Source organism: Geminicoccus sp., assembly GCF_036263595.1.
In the GTDB taxonomy this organism is placed as follows: Bacteria; Pseudomonadota; Alphaproteobacteria; order Geminicoccales; family Geminicoccaceae; genus Geminicoccus.
In genome coordinates this window covers 1-17,674 of record NZ_DATAGQ010000110.1, presented here as the reverse complement: position 1 = coordinate 17,674, position 17,674 = coordinate 1, and the positions used below count along the sequence as shown (strand labels likewise).

Below are 17,674 nucleotides of genomic sequence, written 5' to 3'. Positions count from 1 at the left end.
ACGATGCGTTTGTGAACGCAACCGAGGCAAAACGATGCACGACCAAGAATGGCTTGATTTGGTCAAGGGCATGCTCAAGGCCGAGATGAAGCGGCGCAACATGACCTACGACCAACTAGTAGCAAAGCTCGCCGAGATCGGCGTAACGGAGAACTCGCAGAACGTGAGGACCAAGATCAGCCGTGGTGGGTTCTCGGCCGTGTTCTTCGTACAGTGCCTCAAGGCGATGGGGGCAGCACGGATAGATCTGGATTAAGCTGATCCACCGGTCAGCTTGCGGAGCCGAGCAAGTAGCTTTCCATCACGCCTGGACAGATAGAATGCTTGCAACAGCTTCTGGCGCTCTCTCTGATAGTTGGCTATCGCTTCATCCAGTGTCTTGTTAACGTACTTTTCCCTCTTGTTCAGAGTGTTTTCGAGCGTAGCATCCAAAAATGAAACGTGCGTAGAACCCTCATGATAATCGCCTACTTCATAATGTCTAAGTAGCCTCGCTTTCTCCTCTCCATATGGAGAGAACAACAACGCATCACCGAATGGTCCTTCGATTAGGTTCTCGCCATACTCTTTTGCATCGTCGGTGAGTCTATTTATTATTGCACCAGCAGCAGGTCGGTCTATCTTGCCGGACGAGAGATCAGCCCGCATCGTACGCAGTTCTTCTCTGAAGAGGCCCAATCTTTCAGAGACACTGCGCCTAACTTCCTCAAGTTCGCCCTGAAAATTCTCGTCAGACACACACTCAGCGATAGCTTGCTTACGCTCCTTTTCCTCGGCCCGTTTCTGGGCAGCCTCACGGCCAGTCAGCATCCAGGTTTGGCGGACTGCGATCCAAATGACCGCAACCGTCATCGCCACAAACATAATGGCGGGCACCCACCAAGGCACCGTAAGGAACCAGCGGATAATTTGCCCAGCCATGTCTTGGGCAACTGGGATATCTCCAGGCACCGTCGCGTAGCCGATCATGTCAAACACGATCCTGACTACCGTCCAGCAGCCGGAGAGGAGCCAAATCCCGTAAAGGACGACGCGTGATAGAATCAGCCGCAGCATGATCGCAGCATGCCTCGGCAATCTTCCGATGTGTAGCCCAACAGGACACGCCCACAGCCGAACTCCCAGCGTTTCGGCTATAGGTGCATTTGCTACCTAAGGCCGGAGTTCCAGCGCAACGTGCTGGACGCGCTCCGCCAGCCGCTGGAGACCGGGCAGATCACCGTACCGCGGGCAGCGGCGCATGCGACCTACCCCGCAAGGTTCCAGCTGGTCGCGGCGATGAACCCGTGCCGCTGCGGCCATCTGGGCACGCGCGAGCTGCAGTGTGCCAAGGCGCCGCGCTGCGCCGACGACTACATGTCCCGGATCTCCGGCCCGCTGTTCGACCGGATCGACCTGGTGGTGGAGGTGCCGGCGGTGCAGCCGTCCGACCTGATGCTGCCCGCACCCACCGACGACAGCGCCACGGTGGCGGCCCGGGTGGCGGCGGCACGCGAGATCCAGTCGGAGCGGTTCGCAAGGGCCGGGCGGCCGGAGCTTCGGACCAATGCCGAGGCGCAAGGCGAAATCCTGGACGAGATCGCGCCATTGGAGCCGACCGCCCGCCAGCTGCTGGAGCGGGCGGCCAAGCACCTGCACCTGACCGCGCGCAGCTGGCACCGGGTCGTACGGGTGGCCCGCACGATCGCCGACCTGGACGGCAGCGACATCGTGCGCAAGGCGCAGATCGCCGAGGCGCTGGCGTTCCGCCGGCCGGCACCACGGCGGAGCTGAGCAGGCTCTCGTCTTCTCCCGGCCCGGCTGTCACCATCCTGTCGTGCACCAGGTCCTAAGCGGACGACGCTTCGACCTGTCCTGAGCGCACCAGGAGCCTCGACTTGCTGATCTGCCAGCTCACCGATCTCCACGTGGTCCCGAACGGCCGGCTGGCCTACGGGCGGGTTGCGACCAATTCCATGGTCGCCCGTGCCATTGACCGCGTCGCCTCGCTCCAGCCCCAGCCGGACGTGATCATCGTCACCGGCGACCTCACGGATTGCGGCCGCGAGGAGGAGTACCGCCTCCTGGCCGGGATGCTGGAAAGGCTGGCGCCGCCGGTGCTCGTGGTGCCCGGCAACCATGATCGGCGCGAAAACCTGCAAGCGATCCTGCCGCGCCATCTGGGCCGGCTGGACGGTTCCCTGCTGCATCATGTGGTCGAGGACTTTCCGGTGCGGATCGTCATGCTCGACACGGTGGTGCCGGGCCACGGCCATGGCGAGCTGGACGCTGCCAGCCTCGGCTGGCTGGAGGCGCGCCTGGCCGAGCAGCCGGGCAAGCCCACGATCCTGGCGATGCATCACCCGCCCTTCACGTCCGGCATCGGCCACATGGACGAGATCGGGCTGCGCCATCCCGAGCGGCTGGCCGCGGTGGTGGCCCGCCACCCCCAGGTCGAGCGCGTGGTCTGCGGCCACCATCACCGTCCGATGACCATGCGGTTTGCCGGCACCATCGCCAGCATCGCCCCATCGGTGGTCCATCAGGTCGATCTCGATCTTCGGCCGGGATCGGCCGCGGGCTTCGTGATGGAGCCGCCCGCCTTCCAGCTGCATCACTGGATCGACGGGAGCGGTCTGGTCAGCCACACCGTCTATGTCGACCTGGCCGAGGGTCCGTATCCGTTCAACGCTGATCCGGACTATCCCGGCTGACGGCGGCAAAGATGCTCGCCGATGGCGCCGCCAGGGACTAAACCGACGCCGCGATGAAGCGGTGGAGCGGATCATGGCGCGGCGGTTGCGGCTCGGGGTGAACGTCGATCACGTGGCGACGGTCAGGAATGCGCGAGGTGGCGCCCATCCGGACCCGCTGCGCGCCGCCGCGATGATCCGCGACGCCGGCGGCGACGGGATCACGGCCCATCTGCGCGAGGACCGTCGCCATATCCGCGACCACGATGTCGACCGGCTCAAGAGCGAGATCGACCTGCCGCTGAACCTGGAGATGGGCGTCACCGAGGAGATGCTGGGGATCGCGCTGCGCGTCCTGCCGCATGCGGCCTGCCTGGTGCCGGAGCGCCGCGAGGAGCGGACGACCGAGCACGGGCTGGCGGTAGCCGGGCAGGAAGAGCGGATGACGCCGTTCGTCGCGAAGCTGAAGGATGCCGGTATTCGCGTGTCGCTGTTCGTCGATCCCGATCCCAGGCAGCTCCTCGCTGCCTCCAAGGTCGGCGCGGACATCGTCGAGCTGCATACCGGCACCTATTGCGAGGCGGAAGGAGCGGAGCGGCAGCGCGAGCTGGAGCGGATCGAGGCGGCGGCCAGGCTGACGATCGAGCTCGGCCTGGAATGCCATGCCGGCCATGGGCTCGACTACGCGACCGTAGCGCCGATCGCGCGGCTGCCGGCGATGGTCGAGCTGAACATCGGCCACTTCCTGGTCGGCGAGGCGTTGTTCCGTGGCTGGCACGCCTCGATCGGCGAGATGCGCCGGCTGATGGACGAGGCGCGCGGGCTGACCCTATGATCCTGGGCATGGGTACCGACCTGATCGACATCCGGCGGATCGAGAAGACGCTGGCCCGCTTCGGCGACCGGTTCACCCAGCGCTGCTTCACCGAGACCGAGCGGAACAAGGCGGACCGGCGGCTGCGGCGCGCGGAGACCTATGCCAAGCGCTATGCCGCCAAGGAGGCGGTCGCCAAGGCACTGGGGACGGGCCTGGCGCGCGGCGTGTCCTGGCGGGAGATCGGGGTGGAGAACCTGCCCGGCGGCAAGCCGGTGGTGCGCCTGACCGGCCGTGCGGCCGAGCGCCTGGCCGAGATGACGCCGCCCGGCATGCGTCCCCATGTGGAACTCACCCTGACCGACGAGCCGCCGCTGGCACAGGCCATTGCGCTCATTTCCGCCGAGCCTGCCGCCTGAGCGCTGGAAGTTGATCGTCGGGCATGGCAAAAGTCCTTGCTTTATGAAGGCGCGTCAGGTCTTCCAGACCAACGTTTCGATAGGGTGTGGTTTGTCGGCTGGGACGGCCGGATCCTCGACCTTGTCACTTCCTTCCATGGCCCGAGCCCGATCCACTGATGCCCGATCACGTCGCGCTGGATAAGCGCAAGTCCTCCTCGGCGGTGGAAACCGTCAAGACGCTCGTCTACGCGATCCTGATCGCCGTGGTCGTGCGCACCTTCCTGTTCGAGCCGTTCAACATTCCGTCGGGCTCGATGAAGCCGACGCTGCTGGTCGGCGACTATCTGTTCGTCAGCAAGTACGCCTACGGCTACAGCCGCTGGTCGTTCCCGTGGGGCATCGTCCCGATCCAGGGCCGGGTGTTCGGCAGCCTGCCCGAGCGCGGCGACGTGGCCGTGTTCAAGCGCCCTGGCGAGAACGTCGACTACATCAAGCGGGTGATCGGGCTGCCGGGTGACCGCATCCAGATGCGCAGCGGCCGGCTCTACATCAACGGCGAGGAAGTGCCACAGGATCCGGCCGGGACGTTCAATGACCTGAACGAAGGCAGCGTGCCGATGTTCCGGGAAACCCTGCCGGGCGGGCGGGTGCACGAGATCCTCGACCGCTATCCCGACGGGCCCATGGACGACACCCGTGAATTCGAGGTCCCGCCGGACCATGTGTTCATGATGGGCGACAACCGCGACAACTCGCAGGACAGCCGGGATCCCAGCCTCGGCTACGTCCCCGTCGAAAACCTGGTCGGCCGGGCCGAGATCCTGTTCTTCTCCACCGACGGTTCCGCCGGCATCCTGGAGCCTTGGGCATGGCCGTTCTCGACCCGGTTCGATCGGTTGTTCAGTACGATCCGTTGACCGACGACATTGCGCCCGCGATGCCGGTCGTGGAGCCGGCGCCGGACGACATCGAAGCCATCCTCGGCCACCGGTTCCGCGACCGCCAGCTCCTGCACGAGGCCCTCACCCATGCGAGCGCCGTCCGCCGGCCGACCGGCCGTCGGCGCGAGCGCCGCTCGAACGAGCGGCTGGAGTTCCTGGGCGACCGGGTCCTGGGCCTGGTCGCGGCGCACATGCTGATCGAGCATTTCCGCAACGATTCCGAGGGCACGCTGGCCCTGCGCCAGGACGGACTGGTGCGGCGCGAGACGCTCGCCACGATTGCGCAGAAGCTGGGCGTGGGCCGCTGGCTGGTGGTCGCCAAGAGCGAGGAGGACGGTGGTGGCCGGGACAACCCGGCGATCCTGGCCGACACGGTGGAGGCACTGATCGGCGCCATCTACCTGGATGGCGGCTGGTCCCCGGCCGAAGCCTTCGTCCGGCGGCACTGGCAGCCACTCGTGGCCAGCGCCGGCCTGCCCAGCCGCGACCCGAAGACCGCGCTGCAGGAATGGGCGCAGGCCAGGGCCGCGGATCGGCCGATCTATACGGTGATCTCCACTGAAGGCCCGCCGCATGCTCCCACCTTCGTGGTGAGCGTCAGCGTCACGGACAGGGCGGCCGTCGCCGCGTCCGGCCATTCCAAGCGGGCGGCCGAACAGGCCGCGGCACGGCTCATGCTCGACCAACTCGCCGGTACCCAATCATGACCGATCCAAGCACCGAATCGGCCACCCGCTGCGGCTTCGTGGCGCTCGCCGGTGCACCGAACGCCGGCAAGTCCACGCTCCTGAACCATCTGGTCGGCCACAAGGTCTCGATCGTCACGCCGAAGGCGCAGACGACCAGGCGGCGGGTGATCGGGATCACGACCGTCGACGAGTCCCAGGTCCTGTTCGTTGACACGCCAGGCATCTTCGCCGGGGCCAAGCGTGCCCTGGAGCGCGCCATGGTGCAGGCGGCCTGGGACGGGGTGGACGATGCCGATCTCGTCCTGTTCGTGCTGGATGCCGACAAGGGTCTGAACGCCCAGGCGCGGGCGGTGCTCGAGGGCCTGGCCGGCCGGCAGCGACGTGCCTGGCTGGTGATCAACAAGATCGACGCGGTGCGCCGGGACAAGGCGCTGCCGCTGATCGCGGAAGCCAACAAGGTCGTGCCGTTCGAGGAGACCTTCATCGTCTCGGCGCTCAAGGGCGACGGTTGCGCCGACCTGCTGGCGGCCGTGGCCAAGGCTTTGCCGGAAGGTGTGTGGCTCTACCCGGAAGACCAGTTGTCCGACCTGTCGGACCGGGCTTTGGCCGCCGAGATCACGCGGGAGAAGGTCTTCCTGCAACTGCAGGACGAACTGCCCTACAGCATCACGGTCGAGACCGAGCAGTACCTGGAAAGCGAGGACGGCAAGGAAGTCCGTATCGACCAGGTGGTCTACGTGCTGCGCGACAGCCAGAAGGCGATCGTGCTGGGCAAGGGCGGCACCCGGATCAAGGCGATCGGCCAGGCAGCGCGCCAGGACCTGGAAAAGCTGCTGGATGCCCGTGTCCACCTGTTCCTGTTCGTGAAGGTCCGCGAATGGACTGACGATCCCGAGCGCTATCGGGAGATGGGGCTCGACAGCCGGGGATGATCCCTTGGAATGGCAGGACGAAGGCTTCGTGCTGACGAGGCGGCGCCATGGCGAGGCTGGCCTCGTCGTGCACGCCTTCACCTTCCAGCACGGGCGTCATGCCGGTCTCGTCCAGGGTGGCGGCGCCCGGGCGAATGCCCATCTGTGGCAGCCCGGCAACCGGCTGGATCTCCATTGGCATGCCAGAATGGCCGAGCAGCTCGGCAACCTGAAGGGCGAGGCGATCCGCACCCACGCTGCCGACGTGCTGGACACACCCTTGGCGCTGGCCGGCCTTTCCTCGGCCATGGCGCTGCTCGACCAGGGCACGGCCGAGCGCGATCCGCATCCGGGCCTCTATGCCGCAACCGTCCAGCTCGCCGATGCACTCTGCGATGACGATGCCTGGCTTGGCCACTATGTCCGGTTCGAGCTGGTCCTGCTGGCGGAGACCGGGTTCGGCCTGTCGCTCGACCGCTGCGCCGTGACCGGTGTCACGGAGGATCTGGACTACGTCTCCCCGCGAACCGGCAGCGCAGTCTCGTACGAGGCGGCGGCGGACTGGGCACCCCGGCTCCTCAAGCTGCCGCGCTTCCTACTGGACGGCAGCCATCCCGACCGTGCCCAGGTGCTGGATGGTCTGCGCCTGGCCGGCCACTTCCTGGAGCAGCGTCTGTTCGAGGCGGTCGACCGCCCGGTCCCGCCGGCGCGCGAGCGCCTGGTCGGCCTGCTGCAGCCTTCCGGTTGACGAACCTGCGGATCTTCCACCATCTCCCGCCTTCGAGCCGATGCCCGCCGGAAAGATCGTTCACATGCATGCTCGTCCTGTTCCACTGCAGCCAGGTCAACGCTGATGGCCGCGACGATGCGGGCTGCGGTGCTGCGCGGGTTCGGTGCGCCACTGCAGATCGAGGGCGTGCCGAGGCCGGAGCCCAGGGTGGGGCAGGTCCTGGTCCAGATCGAAGCCTGCGGCCTATGCCATACCGACGTCCATGTCTGCGCCGGCCACACGGTACCGCAGCGGCGCGGCCTGCCGCTGATCCCCGGCCACGAGGGGATCGGACGGATCGTCGAGGCCGGGGCAGGGGCGGAAGCCCTGCTCGGTAGGAGGGTCGGCGTGCCCTGGATCCATGATACGTGCGGCCACTGCCGGGAATGCCTGAGCGGGTTCGAATCCTTCTGCACCGGGCAACGGGCGCACGGCTTTGATGTCGATGGTGCCTTTGCCGAGTATGTCCTGGCCGATGCGCGCTTCGTGGCGGTGCTGGGTGAGGACATGGACGCATTCGCGGGCGCTCCGCTCATGTGCGCCGGCCTGACGGCACTGGGTGGGGTGAAGAAGGCGGCGCTCGTGCCGGGTTCGGTCTGCGTGATCTTCGGCTGTGGCGGGCTTGGGCTCTATGCCGTCCAGCTTGCAGCCCGGACCGGCGCGATCGTGGTCGCGGTCGATGTAGGCGCCGACAAGCTGGATGCGGCGCGGCGGGCCGGGGCAGACCATGCCGTGCCGGCGGAACGGGCCGCGGAGGCGATCCTCGACCTGACCGGCGGGGCCGATGCCTGCATCAACTTTGCGCCCACGACCGCGACCTGGGCTACGATGACGAAGGTCATCCGCCCGCGCGGCCGCATCGTCGCGGCAGCTTTGGTCTCCGATCCGGTGCCGCTCGACCAGGAATGGCTGACGGTCACCGGCGTGACCCTCACCGGCACCAGCGTCGGCACACGGCTCGACATGAGAGAGCTCCTGCAGCTCCACGCACGCAAGCCGCTCACCATCGACCACCGTGTGGTCGGCCTTTCCCGGCTGAACGAGGCGCTGGCCTAGCTTGAGGCCGGTCGTGTCACCGGCCGCATCGTCGTCGACATCCGCGAGAGCGGAGCCCTTTCCTCCTGAAGTCTTCGAGCATGAACCGATCCTCCGCCGACCACGACCGCATCGAATCCGTCCCGCTCGCCCAGGCGCTCTCCGAGCGCTACCTGGCCTATGCGCTGTCCACGATCACGTCCCGTTCGCTGCCGGACGTCCGCGACGGGCTGAAGCCGGTCCAGCGGCGGCTGCTCTACGCCATGCTGCAGCTCCGCCTGGACCCGGCCGGCGGGTACAAGAAATGCGCCCGCGTCGTCGGCGACGTCATCGGCAAGTTCCACCCGCACGGCGACCAGTCGGTCTACGATGCGCTGGTCCGTCTCGCCCAGGACTTCGCGCAGCGCTACCCGCTGGTGGAAGGGCAGGGGAACTTCGGCAATATCGACGGCGATAACCCGGCCGCGATGCGCTACACGGAAAGCCGGCTCACCAAGTACGCGATGGCGCTGCTGGAGAACATCGACGACGACACCGTCGATTTCCGGCCGACCTATGACGGCAGCGAGGAGGAGCCGGTCATCCTGCCGGCAGCCGTGCCGAACCTGCTGGCCAACGGCGCCAGTGGCATCGCCGTGGGCATGGCGACCTCGATCCTGCCGCACAATGTGGGCGAGCTCTGCGATGCCCTTCTGTTCATGCTGGACCGGCCAGCTGAGGCACCGCTACCGACGGCGTCGGAGATCATGCGGTTCGTCCCGGGACCGGACCTGCCGACCGGCGGGATCCTGATTGACCCCCCGGCCACCATCGCCCAGGCGGTTGCCACCGGCCGTGGCGGGTTCCGGCTGCGGGCGCGCTATCAGGTCGAGCAGCTGCCGCTCGGGCAATACCGGATCATCGTCGACCAGATTCCCTACCAGGTGCAGAAGAGCCGCCTGATCGAGGACATCGCCGAGCAGTTGCTGGCCAAGAAGCTGCCGCTGCTGGCCGACCTTCGCGACGAGTCGACCGACCAGGTCCGCATCGTGCTGGTGCCCCGGGCGCGCACGGTCGAGCCGGAGCTCCTGATGGAGCAGCTGTTCCGGGCTACCGACCTGGAAGTACGGCTGTCCTTGAACCTGAACGTGCTGGATGCGACCGGCACGCCCAGGGTGATGGGGCTGGCGGAGGTCCTGCAGTGCTGGCTGGATCACCGGATGATCGTGCTGGAGCGTCGCTCGCGCTTCAGGCTCGGCAAGATCGATGACCGGCTGCACATCCTGGAAGGCTATCTCAGGGCCTACCTGGACATCGACGAGGTCATCCGGATCATCCGCGAGGAGGACGAGCCGAAGCCGGCGCTGATGAAGCGGTTCGAGCTGAGCGAGATCCAGGCCGAAGCGATCTTGAACTTGCGGCTGCGCAACCTGCGGCGGCTGGAGGAGATGGATCTCCGCAAGGAGCATGCCCAGCTGGAGGCGGAGAAGGCGAAGCTGACCAGGCTCCTGGCCGAGCCGAAGCTGCGGCGCAAGGCGCTGGCCGACGAGGTGAAGGCGTCGCGGAAGGCGTTCGCCGATCCGAGGCGGACCACCTTCGGCACCGCCCCGGTGATCGAGCCCGAGCGGTTCGAGGCGCAGGTCGAGCGCTTCCCCGTCACGATCCTCTTGTCCCAGCACAACTGGATCCGGACGGCGCGCGGCCATCAGCTGGACCTGGCCGAGCAGCGCTACAAGGAGGGCGATGCCGCACGCTTCGCCCTGGAAGCGCAGACGACCGACCGTCTCCTGGTGTTCGCGGCGGACGGGAAGATGTTCACGCTGACCGTGGACCGGCTGCCGAGCGGGCGGGGGACAGGGGAGCCGCTCTCGCTGTTCGTGGACATGGCCAAAGGGGTGCCGATCATCGACGCCGCCGTGCACCGTCCGGGCGGGAAGCTGGTCGTAGCGACCCGCGCCGGACGGGGCTTTGTCGTGGACGAGGCGGCCATCGTGGCCTCGACCAAGGTGGGCAGGCAGGTGGTCGACCTGGACGAGGGCGACCAGCTGGTGAAGGTCGTGCCGGTCAAGGGCGACCATCTGGCTGTGCTCGGCAGCCATCGGCGCCTGCTGGTGTTTCCCCTGGACCAGCTGAAGCTGCTCTCCAGGGGCAAGGGCGTGCAACTGATGAAGCTGCACTCGGCCAGCGTGGTCGATATCGCCACGATCGACCCGAAGGCCGGGTTCGTCTGGCAGACCGGGAGCCGCCAGCGCCGGGAGGACACCACGACCTGGATCGGCGAGCGCTCGCAGTCCGGACGGGCGACGCCGGTGGGCTTCCCGAAGGATCTGGACTTCACACGTTCGTGATCAGGTGACCGTGCGGACGTTCCTGGCGTAATCTCTCAACAACAGGAAGGGACCGCCATGCTGACGCGCACGCGCAAGATCTGGGATGTCATCGACCACCGGGCGACCGACGAGGCGCTCGTCACTAACCGGCGAAAGCTGCTGGCCGGCATGGGAATGGGCACCATCGGCCTGTCCTTCATCGGACGGGCGCATGCCCAGGAGGCCGGCAGCCTGATCGCGCCGGAACTCTATCCAGGCGAGCGCAATCCGGCCTTCACGCTGGATCGGCCGCTCACTGAGGAGAAGCTGGCGACGACCTACAACAATTTCTACGAGTTCGGCGGGAGCAAGGACATCGTCGATGCTGCGCAGGCGCTGACGATCAAGCCCTGGACGCTCACGATCGACGGGATGGTCGAACAGACGGTGGAAATGGATGTCGGGGACATCGTGCGCCGGCTGCCGATCGAGGAGCGGCTGTATCGCCACCGCTGCGTCGAGGCATGGTCGATGGACGTTCCCTGGAGCGGCTTTCCGCTCAAGGTACTGCTGGACCTGGCCAGGCCGCAGGGCAGCGCCAAGTACGTGCGGTTCGAGACCTTCCTGAACCCGGACGAGGCGCCTGCCCAGCAGCAGTCCTGGTACCCGTGGCCTTATATCGAAGGTCTCTCGATCGCCGAGGCCGGCAACGACTTGGCCTTCATTGCGACGGGCATGTACGGCAAGCCGCTGCTCAAGCAGAACGGGGCGCCGATCCGACTGGTCACGCCGTGGAAGTACGGATTCAAGTCGATCAAGTCGATCCGGAAGATCACACTCACCGACCAGCGTCCGGTGAGCTACTGGGAAGAGTTGGGGCCGAGCGAGTACGGGTTCTGGGCGAACGTAAACCCGGAAGTGCCGCATCCGCGATGGAGCCAAGCTTATGAAAGGCCTCTCGGCGACTTTGGTTCCGTGCCGACACGCTTATTCAATGGCTATGCCGAGCAGGTCGCTAGTCTTTATAGCGGGATGGAAGGGGAGCAGTTGTTCATGTAAAAGCGAGTTCGTTCGGGCAATGAACAAAAGTACCTGGAAGGAACATTGACGCAGATCAAGTCGGTACTTTGCTGCGGTGCAGCAAATATGGCGCCATTGGCTGGTTGTTCCAAGTTGCGCTGCAGCAATTTCCTGCGGGATCTGATAAAAGTTGGGCTGCCGTCTGCGGAGTCGGAACGCCATGCTTGACGGGGAGCAAAATGCCGCCGATAAGCTCGGACGTTACCTGCAGCTCAGAACAAAAAAAGTGGCCGGGTCTTTCGACCCGGCCGAGTAGATCAGGGAGGCTAAATGCCTGGGAAACGAACCGAGGTTCGTCGAACCCGGCAGAACCGGGCCCGGTCGAAGGAGAGCTAGCTCAATCCTCGACCCAACAACGCATCCCAGACGGTACGTTGTTGCAGTGCGGAAGATAATATCGTTTCACCGTCTTGGCTACCCCCGATCAGGATAGGTGGCCTGCATAGTTTGCATGCGGTCGTCGACCTGTGACCAAAAAGTCGGCAGATCCTACCAGACCGACTGTTCCGCCACCTTTTCCAGCAGGAAGTCGCGGAACACGGTGACACGCTTGGAGGCGCGGAGTTCCTCCGGATAGACGAAATAGCAGGTGAATACCGGCCCTTCGAGGTCCGGCAAGACGCGCACGAGGTTCTTGCTGGGTGCTCCGAGATAATCCGGCAGGGAAGCAAGGCCCAGCCCGGCCTCGGCTGTGCGCAGCATGCCATAGACGTGGTTGACCGTGAGCGTCGGCTTGCGCGGGGTGATGTTGGGGTCGTCGTCGCGCCCGGCCACCAGGATCCAGTTGAGCGACGGAACGGGTGCATCGTCGCCGTAGACGATCAGCCGATGCCGATCCAGGTCTTCCGGACGCTCGGGCAGGCCGTGCCGGGTGAGATAGCCCGGGGCGGCATAAAGATGCGTGTGCGACGTCATCAGCTTGCGCTGGATCAGGTCGCCTTGGGTCGGTCGGTTCAGCCGCAGCGCCACGTCCGCCCTGCGCATGCCCAGGTCTAGGTCGTCGTCGGTCACCATCAAGGAGACGGTGATCTCCGGGTAGAGGTCGAGGAAGGCAGGCATGTGGTGGGTCAGCCAGACCGTGCCGATGCCCACCGTCGTCGTGATCCGCAGATGGCCGGCCGGCTCGTCGCGCCGCTCCTGCAGCGCTGTCACGGTCATGGCCATCTTGCGCGCAATCTCGCGCGCCGTTTCCAGCAGAATCTCGCCCTGCTCGGTCAGGACGAGACCGCGGGCATGCCGGTGGAAGACCGCGGCACCCAGCTCCTCTTCCAGAGCGCTGATCTGCCGGCTGATCGCGGATTGCGACAGGCCCAACCGGTCCGCGGCCTTGGTGAAGCTTCCAGCCTCGGCTACCGAGTGGAAGATCCTGATCCGGTCCCAGTCGGGCCCCTCGCTCTTGAACAGATCCTTGTCCACCGTTGGGCGCGCGACCATCGTCTCAGTGCATCCCCCGCGCGGTCAGCCAGCGCTCGGCATCCAGGGCGGCCATGCAGCCGGATGCGGCTGCGGTGACCGCCTGGCGATAGATCTTGTCCTGCACGTCGCCCGCGGCGAACACGCCATCCACCGACGTAAAGGTATGCCCGCGCTCGGTGAGCAGGTAGCCTTCGTCGTCCATGGCCAGCTTGCCCTTGAACAGGCTGGTCGCAGGGTCATGGCCGATGGCGACGAACATCCCGTCGGCCTCGATGACCCGGCGGGTCCCGTCCAGGGTGGAAGCCAGCACCGCGTGGGTGACACCCTTGGGTTCGGTCGTGCCGTTCAGGTCGACCACCATCGAGTTCCAGGCGACCATGACGTTCGGCCGGGCGAACAGGCGGTCCTGCAGGATCTTCTCGGCGCGCAGCGTGTCGCGACGGTGGATCAGCGTCACATGGGAGGCGAGGCCCGCCAGATAGAGCGCCTCCTCGACCGCCGTGTTGCCGCCGCCTACCACGATCACCCGCTTGCCACGGAAGAAGAACCCGTCGCAGGTCGCGCAGGCGGACACGCCATGGCCCATGAACTGCTGTTCGGCCTCGATACCGAGCCAACGCGCCTGGGCGCCGGTCGCGACGATCAGGGCGTCGCAGGTGAAGATGGTGCCGCCGTCCAGCGTCAGCCGGAACGGCCGGACCGACAGGTCGACGTCGGTGGCGAGATCATAGACGAACTCGGCCCCGCAATGCTCGGCCTGCGCCGACATCTGCTCCATCAGCCAGGGGCCCTGAACAGCTTCGGCAAAGCCCGGAAAGTTCTCGACGTCGGTCGTGATGGAAAGTTGGCCGCCGGGCTGAAGGCCCTGCAGAAGAACAGGCTTCAGATTGGCGCGCGCCGCATAGATCGCCGCTGTATAGCCAGCCGGACCGCCACCGATGATCAATACCTGCGTGTGACGCTCGTTCATCCTGCCTCCGACAACGCGGCATTAACACGGGTCGTCTGCGTAAACCACTGTTCCGCGCGATCCATGATTACGGCGGCGACCTCGCCTGCGGCATCCAGCGGCGGTGGCGGCGCGTGATCGAACGGATCACCCAAGGCCACGATCCGCCCTTCCTTGAACAACCTCGTCACCAGCATCTTCAGCTTGTGCCCGACCAGCCGGTCGCCGCCATACACGTGGACAGGTTTTCCCGTGGCGCAAGCCTCACTCACCATGGATACCGAATCGACGCTCACCACCACCGCGTCAGCCAGCGCCAGCATGCCGAGATAGGGGTTCGGCTCGGGATCGCCCGGCTTCCAGATCACGTGCGGGATCTTGAGCGTCATCGCGAGCTCGGCCGCCGCGTGGCTGCCGGTGCGCCGGCTCGTAGTGACCATGAGGGAGCCGCCCAGGCTCTCGGCCAGAGCTACCGCCCGCAGCCCCAATTCCCGGGCCCAGTCGCGCCGGTAGCGGACATGATGGGCCGGCCCGCCCACCAGCACGGCGATCCGCGGCTCGGGAAGATGGGCAAAGCGCGGAAGAAAGGTCTGCGCACCTTCGGCCAGCCGTGCGGCATTCACGCGGTGCGGCGCGCCGGTGACCCGGATGACCTCCACCTCCTCGTTGGTCAGCTGGCGGTCGTGGTAGGGCAGGACGAGGAGGTCGATGTCGGTCGAGATCGAGGGCCGCATCACGTGCACGATGCGGGTGCGTCCGCCTGCCTGCCGCTTGATCCAGCGCGCCACTGGCAGGCAGCGCCGGCCGCAGGTCACCAGCAGGTCGGGCCAGGGCGGCACCAGGCCGGCCCGCGCAACGCGCGAGAGGCCCAGCGCGCTGGCGCCCAGGATCCGATTGTCCAAGCGGGACAGCCAGCCGAAGGTCAGCGGCTTCTCGATCATCGGCCAGGGCAAGGCGTCGCCGATGCCCTGGACCTGGGTAGCGTGACCCGGCCGGTCGTCGAGCAGCCCCCAGACGACCGGGAGGTCACGCGGCACGGATTGCTCCCTAGCCGAACCGTACGTCGAGGATCTCGAAATAGCGGGTACCGCGCGGGGTCGAGACCTCGACGGTGTCGCCGCTCTCCTTGCCGAGAAGGGCCTGGGCCAGCGGCGAGGCGATCGACAGGAGCCCCTGCTGGATCTCTGCCTCATCCGGCCCGACGATCTGGTACTTGGTTTCCTCGTCGGTCTCTTCGTCCACCAGCTTCACGGTGGCCCCGAACATGACCTTGCTGCCGGACTGGGTCGCGATGTCGATGATCTCGGCGCGGGAGAGCTTGTCCTCCAGCTCCATGACCCGGCCTTCGATAAAGCCCTGCCGCTCCCGCGCCGCATGATACTCGGCGTTCTCGGAGAGGTCCCCGTGCTCACGCGCCTCTGCGATCGCACGGATGACAGCGGGACGCTCCACCGTCTTGAGGCGCTTGAGTTCCGCCTCCAAGCGCGTGTGACCCACAGGAGTCATCGGGATCTTGTTCAGCATTCAGTCAACTCTCGGGAAACAGGATTCACGCTCCACGCGCGCCTTGGGACACCACAACATCGGCTCGGGATAAGTCAAAATAGGCTTGTAGAGGTACCACCGCAAGATCGCCGGATGCCAGCGCTCCCAATGCCAGAACGACCGCCTTGGCTCCCGAAATGGTCGTCGTGTACGGCACGCGGTTCATGAGAGCCTCGCGGCGCAAGGAGTAGCTGTCCTTGATCGCCTGGCGGCCATCCGTCGTGTTGATCACCAGCACGACGCCACGGTCCTTGATCCGGTCGACGATGTGCGGCCGGCCCTCATGGACCTTGTTGACCTCCTCGACCGGGACGCCCGCCTCGCGCAGCACGCCCGCCGTACCCCTGGTGGCCAGCACGTCGTAGCCGAGCTCGATCAGCCGCCGGCCGATCCCGACGGCGGTCGGCTTGTCCTGGTCGCGCACCGACAAGAACACGGCACCGCTCCTCGGCAGGGCCTGACCAGAGCCGAGCTGACCCTTCAGGAAGGCTGTCCCGAAGTCGCGATCCAGGCCCATGACCTCGCCGGTCGACTTCATCTCGGGCCCGAGGATCAGGTCGACGCCGGGGAAGCGGGCGAACGGGAATACCGCCTCCTTCACGGCGACGTGATCCAGCTTGCCCAGCTTCAGGTCGAAATCCGCCAGCGATTCGCCGGCCATGACCCGTGCCGCGATCTTGGCAAGCTGCTTGCCGATAGCCTTGGCGACGAACGGGACGGTACGCGACGCGCGCGGGTTGACCTCCAGGATGTAGACCACCCCGTCCTTCACCGCGAACTGCACGTTCATCAGGCCACGCACGTTCAGGGCCTTGGCCAGCGCCTTGGACTGCCGCTCGATCTCGGCGATCACGTCCTGCGGGAGCGAGTAGGGCGGCAGCGAGCAGGCACTGTCACCCGAATGGACCCCTGCCTCCTCGATATGCTCCATCACGCCCACGACCACGCTGGTACTGCCGTCCGCGAGCACGTCGACATCGACCTCGATCGCATCGGAGAGATAGCGGTCGATCAGCACCGCCCCCTGCTCGGACACCGCGGCCGCTTCCTTGGCGAACGCCTTGGCATCGGTCTCGTCATGGACGATCCGCATCGCCCGCCCACCCAGCACGTAGGAAGGTCGGAGCATCACGGGGTAGCCGAGTTCGTTCGCCTTCAGCACCGCCTCGTCGGCACCATTGGCCGTGGCGTTCTCCGGCTGCTTCAGTCCGAGCCGCTGCAGCAGGCCCTGGAAGCGCTGGCGGTCCTCGGCGAGGTCGATCGAATCGACCGGCGTACCCAGGATCGGGATGCCGGCTTTCTCCAGGTGGTGGCTGAGCTTGAGCGGGGTCTGGCCACCCAGCTGCACGATGCAGCCGAGAAGCCGGCCGTTGCTCGCTTCCTTGCGGCAGATCTCCAGCACGTCCTCGGCCGTGAGCGGCTCGAAATACAGGCGGTCGGAGGTGTCCGGGTCGGTCGAGACCGTCTCGGGGTTGCAGTTGACCATCACCGTCTCGTAGCCGGCATCCTTCAGGCCGAAGGCGGCATGGACGCAGCAATAGTCGAACTCGATGCCCTGGCCGATCCGGTTCGGCCCGCCGCCCAGGATGATGACCTTGGTCCGGTCGGACGGCCGGCTCTCGTCCTCGGCCTCGTCCTCGCCGAACGCCGGCATCTCGTAGGTCGAGTACATGTAGGGCGTCTGCGATTCGAACTCGGCTGCACAGGTGTCGATCCGCTTGAACACCGGATGGACGCGCAGCTCATGCCGCCGGGCGCGAACCTGGTCCTCCGACAGTCCGGCGAGCCTGCCCAGCCGCTTGTCGGAGAAGCCCATGGCCTTGAGCGCATGGAAGCCCTCGCGGTCGGCCGGCAGCCCGTCGGCCTTCACACCGGCCTCGGCCTGCACGAGTTCGTCGACCTGGCGCAGGAACCAGGGGTCGAACTTGGTGATCCGGTGGATCTCCTCGACACTCATCCCTTCGCGCAGGGCCTGCGCCGCCACACGGAACCGGTCCGGGGTCGGTTGGCCCAGCATCTCGATGAGCGCGTCCTTCGGGTCGACGTCCTCCGGCAGGGCGACTTCGTCGAAGCCGGACAAGCCGGTCTCCAGCCCGCGCAGCGCCTTCTGCACGCTCTCCTGGAAGGTCCGCCCGATCGCCATCACCTCGCCCACCGACTTCAT

Annotated in this window: 18 protein-coding genes; 12 read left to right on the top strand and 6 right to left on the bottom strand. The window is 66.2% G+C overall.

Features of this window, described 5'->3' with window-relative positions; translation table 11 throughout:
* Positions 1-34: 34 nt before the first annotated feature.
* Positions 35-256, top strand: a complete 222-nt coding sequence (locus VHL31_RS09885) for a DUF6471 domain-containing protein (RefSeq protein WP_329661037.1) — start codon at positions 35-37, stop codon at positions 254-256.
* On the opposite strand, the gene VHL31_RS09880 is transcribed toward VHL31_RS09885, so the two are convergent.
* Entirely contained in the window at positions 253-969 is a 717-nt protein-coding gene (locus tag VHL31_RS09880) for a hypothetical protein (protein ID WP_329661036.1), read from the bottom strand. The two genes, VHL31_RS09885 and VHL31_RS09880, sit on opposite strands and share 4 nt — an antisense overlap.
* A gap of 174 nt (positions 970-1,143) precedes the next feature.
* On the opposite strand from VHL31_RS09880, the gene VHL31_RS09875 reads away from it, so the two are divergent.
* The 11 genes from VHL31_RS09875 to msrP all read left to right on the top strand — a co-directional run bounded on the left by VHL31_RS09875 (position 1,144) and on the right by msrP (position 11,579).
* Complete coding sequence (locus VHL31_RS09875) at positions 1,144-1,773, top strand: ATP-binding protein (protein WP_329661090.1); 630 nt, start codon at positions 1,144-1,146, stop codon at positions 1,771-1,773.
* Positions 1,774-1,877: 104 nt separating this feature from the next.
* Complete coding sequence (locus VHL31_RS09870) at positions 1,878-2,693, top strand: phosphodiesterase (protein ID WP_329661035.1); 816 nt, start codon at positions 1,878-1,880, stop codon at positions 2,691-2,693.
* A 73-nt stretch (positions 2,694-2,766) separates the two neighbouring features.
* Entirely contained in the window at positions 2,767-3,507 is a 741-nt protein-coding gene (locus VHL31_RS09865) for a pyridoxine 5'-phosphate synthase (RefSeq protein WP_329661034.1), read from the top strand.
* Entirely contained in the window at positions 3,504-3,905 is a 402-nt protein-coding gene (acpS, locus tag VHL31_RS09860) for a holo-ACP synthase (protein WP_349262403.1), read from the top strand. Before VHL31_RS09865 ends, acpS begins: the two co-directional genes overlap by 4 nt.
* Before the next feature lie 158 nt (positions 3,906-4,063).
* Positions 4,064-4,804 (top strand): signal peptidase I, encoded by a 741-nt coding sequence (gene lepB / locus VHL31_RS09855; protein WP_329661032.1) that lies wholly within the window; start codon positions 4,064-4,066, stop codon positions 4,802-4,804.
* Positions 4,756-5,535 carry a ribonuclease III gene (rnc, locus tag VHL31_RS09850; protein WP_329661031.1) on the top strand — a complete coding sequence of 260 codons (780 nt, stop codon included), beginning with the start codon at positions 4,756-4,758 and terminating at the stop codon, positions 5,533-5,535. Before lepB ends, rnc begins: the two co-directional genes overlap by 49 nt.
* Positions 5,532-6,449, top strand: a complete 918-nt coding sequence (gene era, locus VHL31_RS09845) for a GTPase Era (protein ID WP_329661030.1) — start codon at positions 5,532-5,534, stop codon at positions 6,447-6,449. Before rnc ends, era begins: the two co-directional genes overlap by 4 nt.
* 4 nt (positions 6,450-6,453) lie before the next feature.
* A complete protein-coding gene (recO, locus tag VHL31_RS09840) occupies positions 6,454-7,176 on the top strand; it encodes a DNA repair protein RecO (protein ID WP_329661029.1) in 723 nt (240 codons plus the stop codon).
* A gap of 105 nt (positions 7,177-7,281) precedes the next feature.
* Complete coding sequence (locus tag VHL31_RS09835; protein WP_329661028.1) at positions 7,282-8,253, top strand: alcohol dehydrogenase catalytic domain-containing protein; 972 nt, start codon at positions 7,282-7,284, stop codon at positions 8,251-8,253.
* An 80-nt stretch (positions 8,254-8,333) separates the two neighbouring features.
* Entirely contained in the window at positions 8,334-10,559 is a 2,226-nt protein-coding gene (gene parC / locus VHL31_RS09830) for a DNA topoisomerase IV subunit A (RefSeq protein ID WP_329661027.1), read from the top strand.
* A 57-nt stretch (positions 10,560-10,616) separates the two neighbouring features.
* Entirely contained in the window at positions 10,617-11,579 is a 963-nt protein-coding gene (gene msrP / locus VHL31_RS09825; protein ID WP_329661026.1) for a protein-methionine-sulfoxide reductase catalytic subunit MsrP, read from the top strand.
* A gap of 510 nt (positions 11,580-12,089) precedes the next feature.
* Here the strand turns inward: msrP and VHL31_RS09820 are convergent.
* From VHL31_RS09820 to carB, 5 genes are all read right to left on the bottom strand, one after another.
* Positions 12,090-13,034: a LysR family transcriptional regulator gene (locus tag VHL31_RS09820; protein WP_329661025.1), complete on the bottom strand. Its 945-nt coding sequence runs from the start codon at positions 13,032-13,034 to the stop codon at positions 12,090-12,092.
* A gap of 4 nt (positions 13,035-13,038) precedes the next feature.
* Positions 13,039-13,986, bottom strand: a complete 948-nt coding sequence (gene trxB, locus VHL31_RS09815) for a thioredoxin-disulfide reductase (RefSeq protein WP_329661024.1) — start codon at positions 13,984-13,986, stop codon at positions 13,039-13,041.
* Positions 13,983-15,002, bottom strand: a complete 1,020-nt coding sequence (locus tag VHL31_RS09810) for a mitochondrial fission ELM1 family protein (RefSeq protein ID WP_329661023.1) — start codon at positions 15,000-15,002, stop codon at positions 13,983-13,985. The genes trxB and VHL31_RS09810 overlap by 4 nt, the downstream gene beginning before the upstream one ends.
* Positions 15,003-15,012: 10 nt before the next feature.
* Positions 15,013-15,486, bottom strand: a complete 474-nt coding sequence (greA, locus tag VHL31_RS09805; protein WP_329661089.1) for a transcription elongation factor GreA — start codon at positions 15,484-15,486, stop codon at positions 15,013-15,015.
* Positions 15,487-15,514: 28 nt separating this feature from the next.
* Positions 15,515-17,674 (bottom strand): carbamoyl-phosphate synthase large subunit (gene carB / locus VHL31_RS09800; RefSeq protein WP_329661022.1); only part of this gene is annotated, 2,160 nt, incomplete at its 5' end.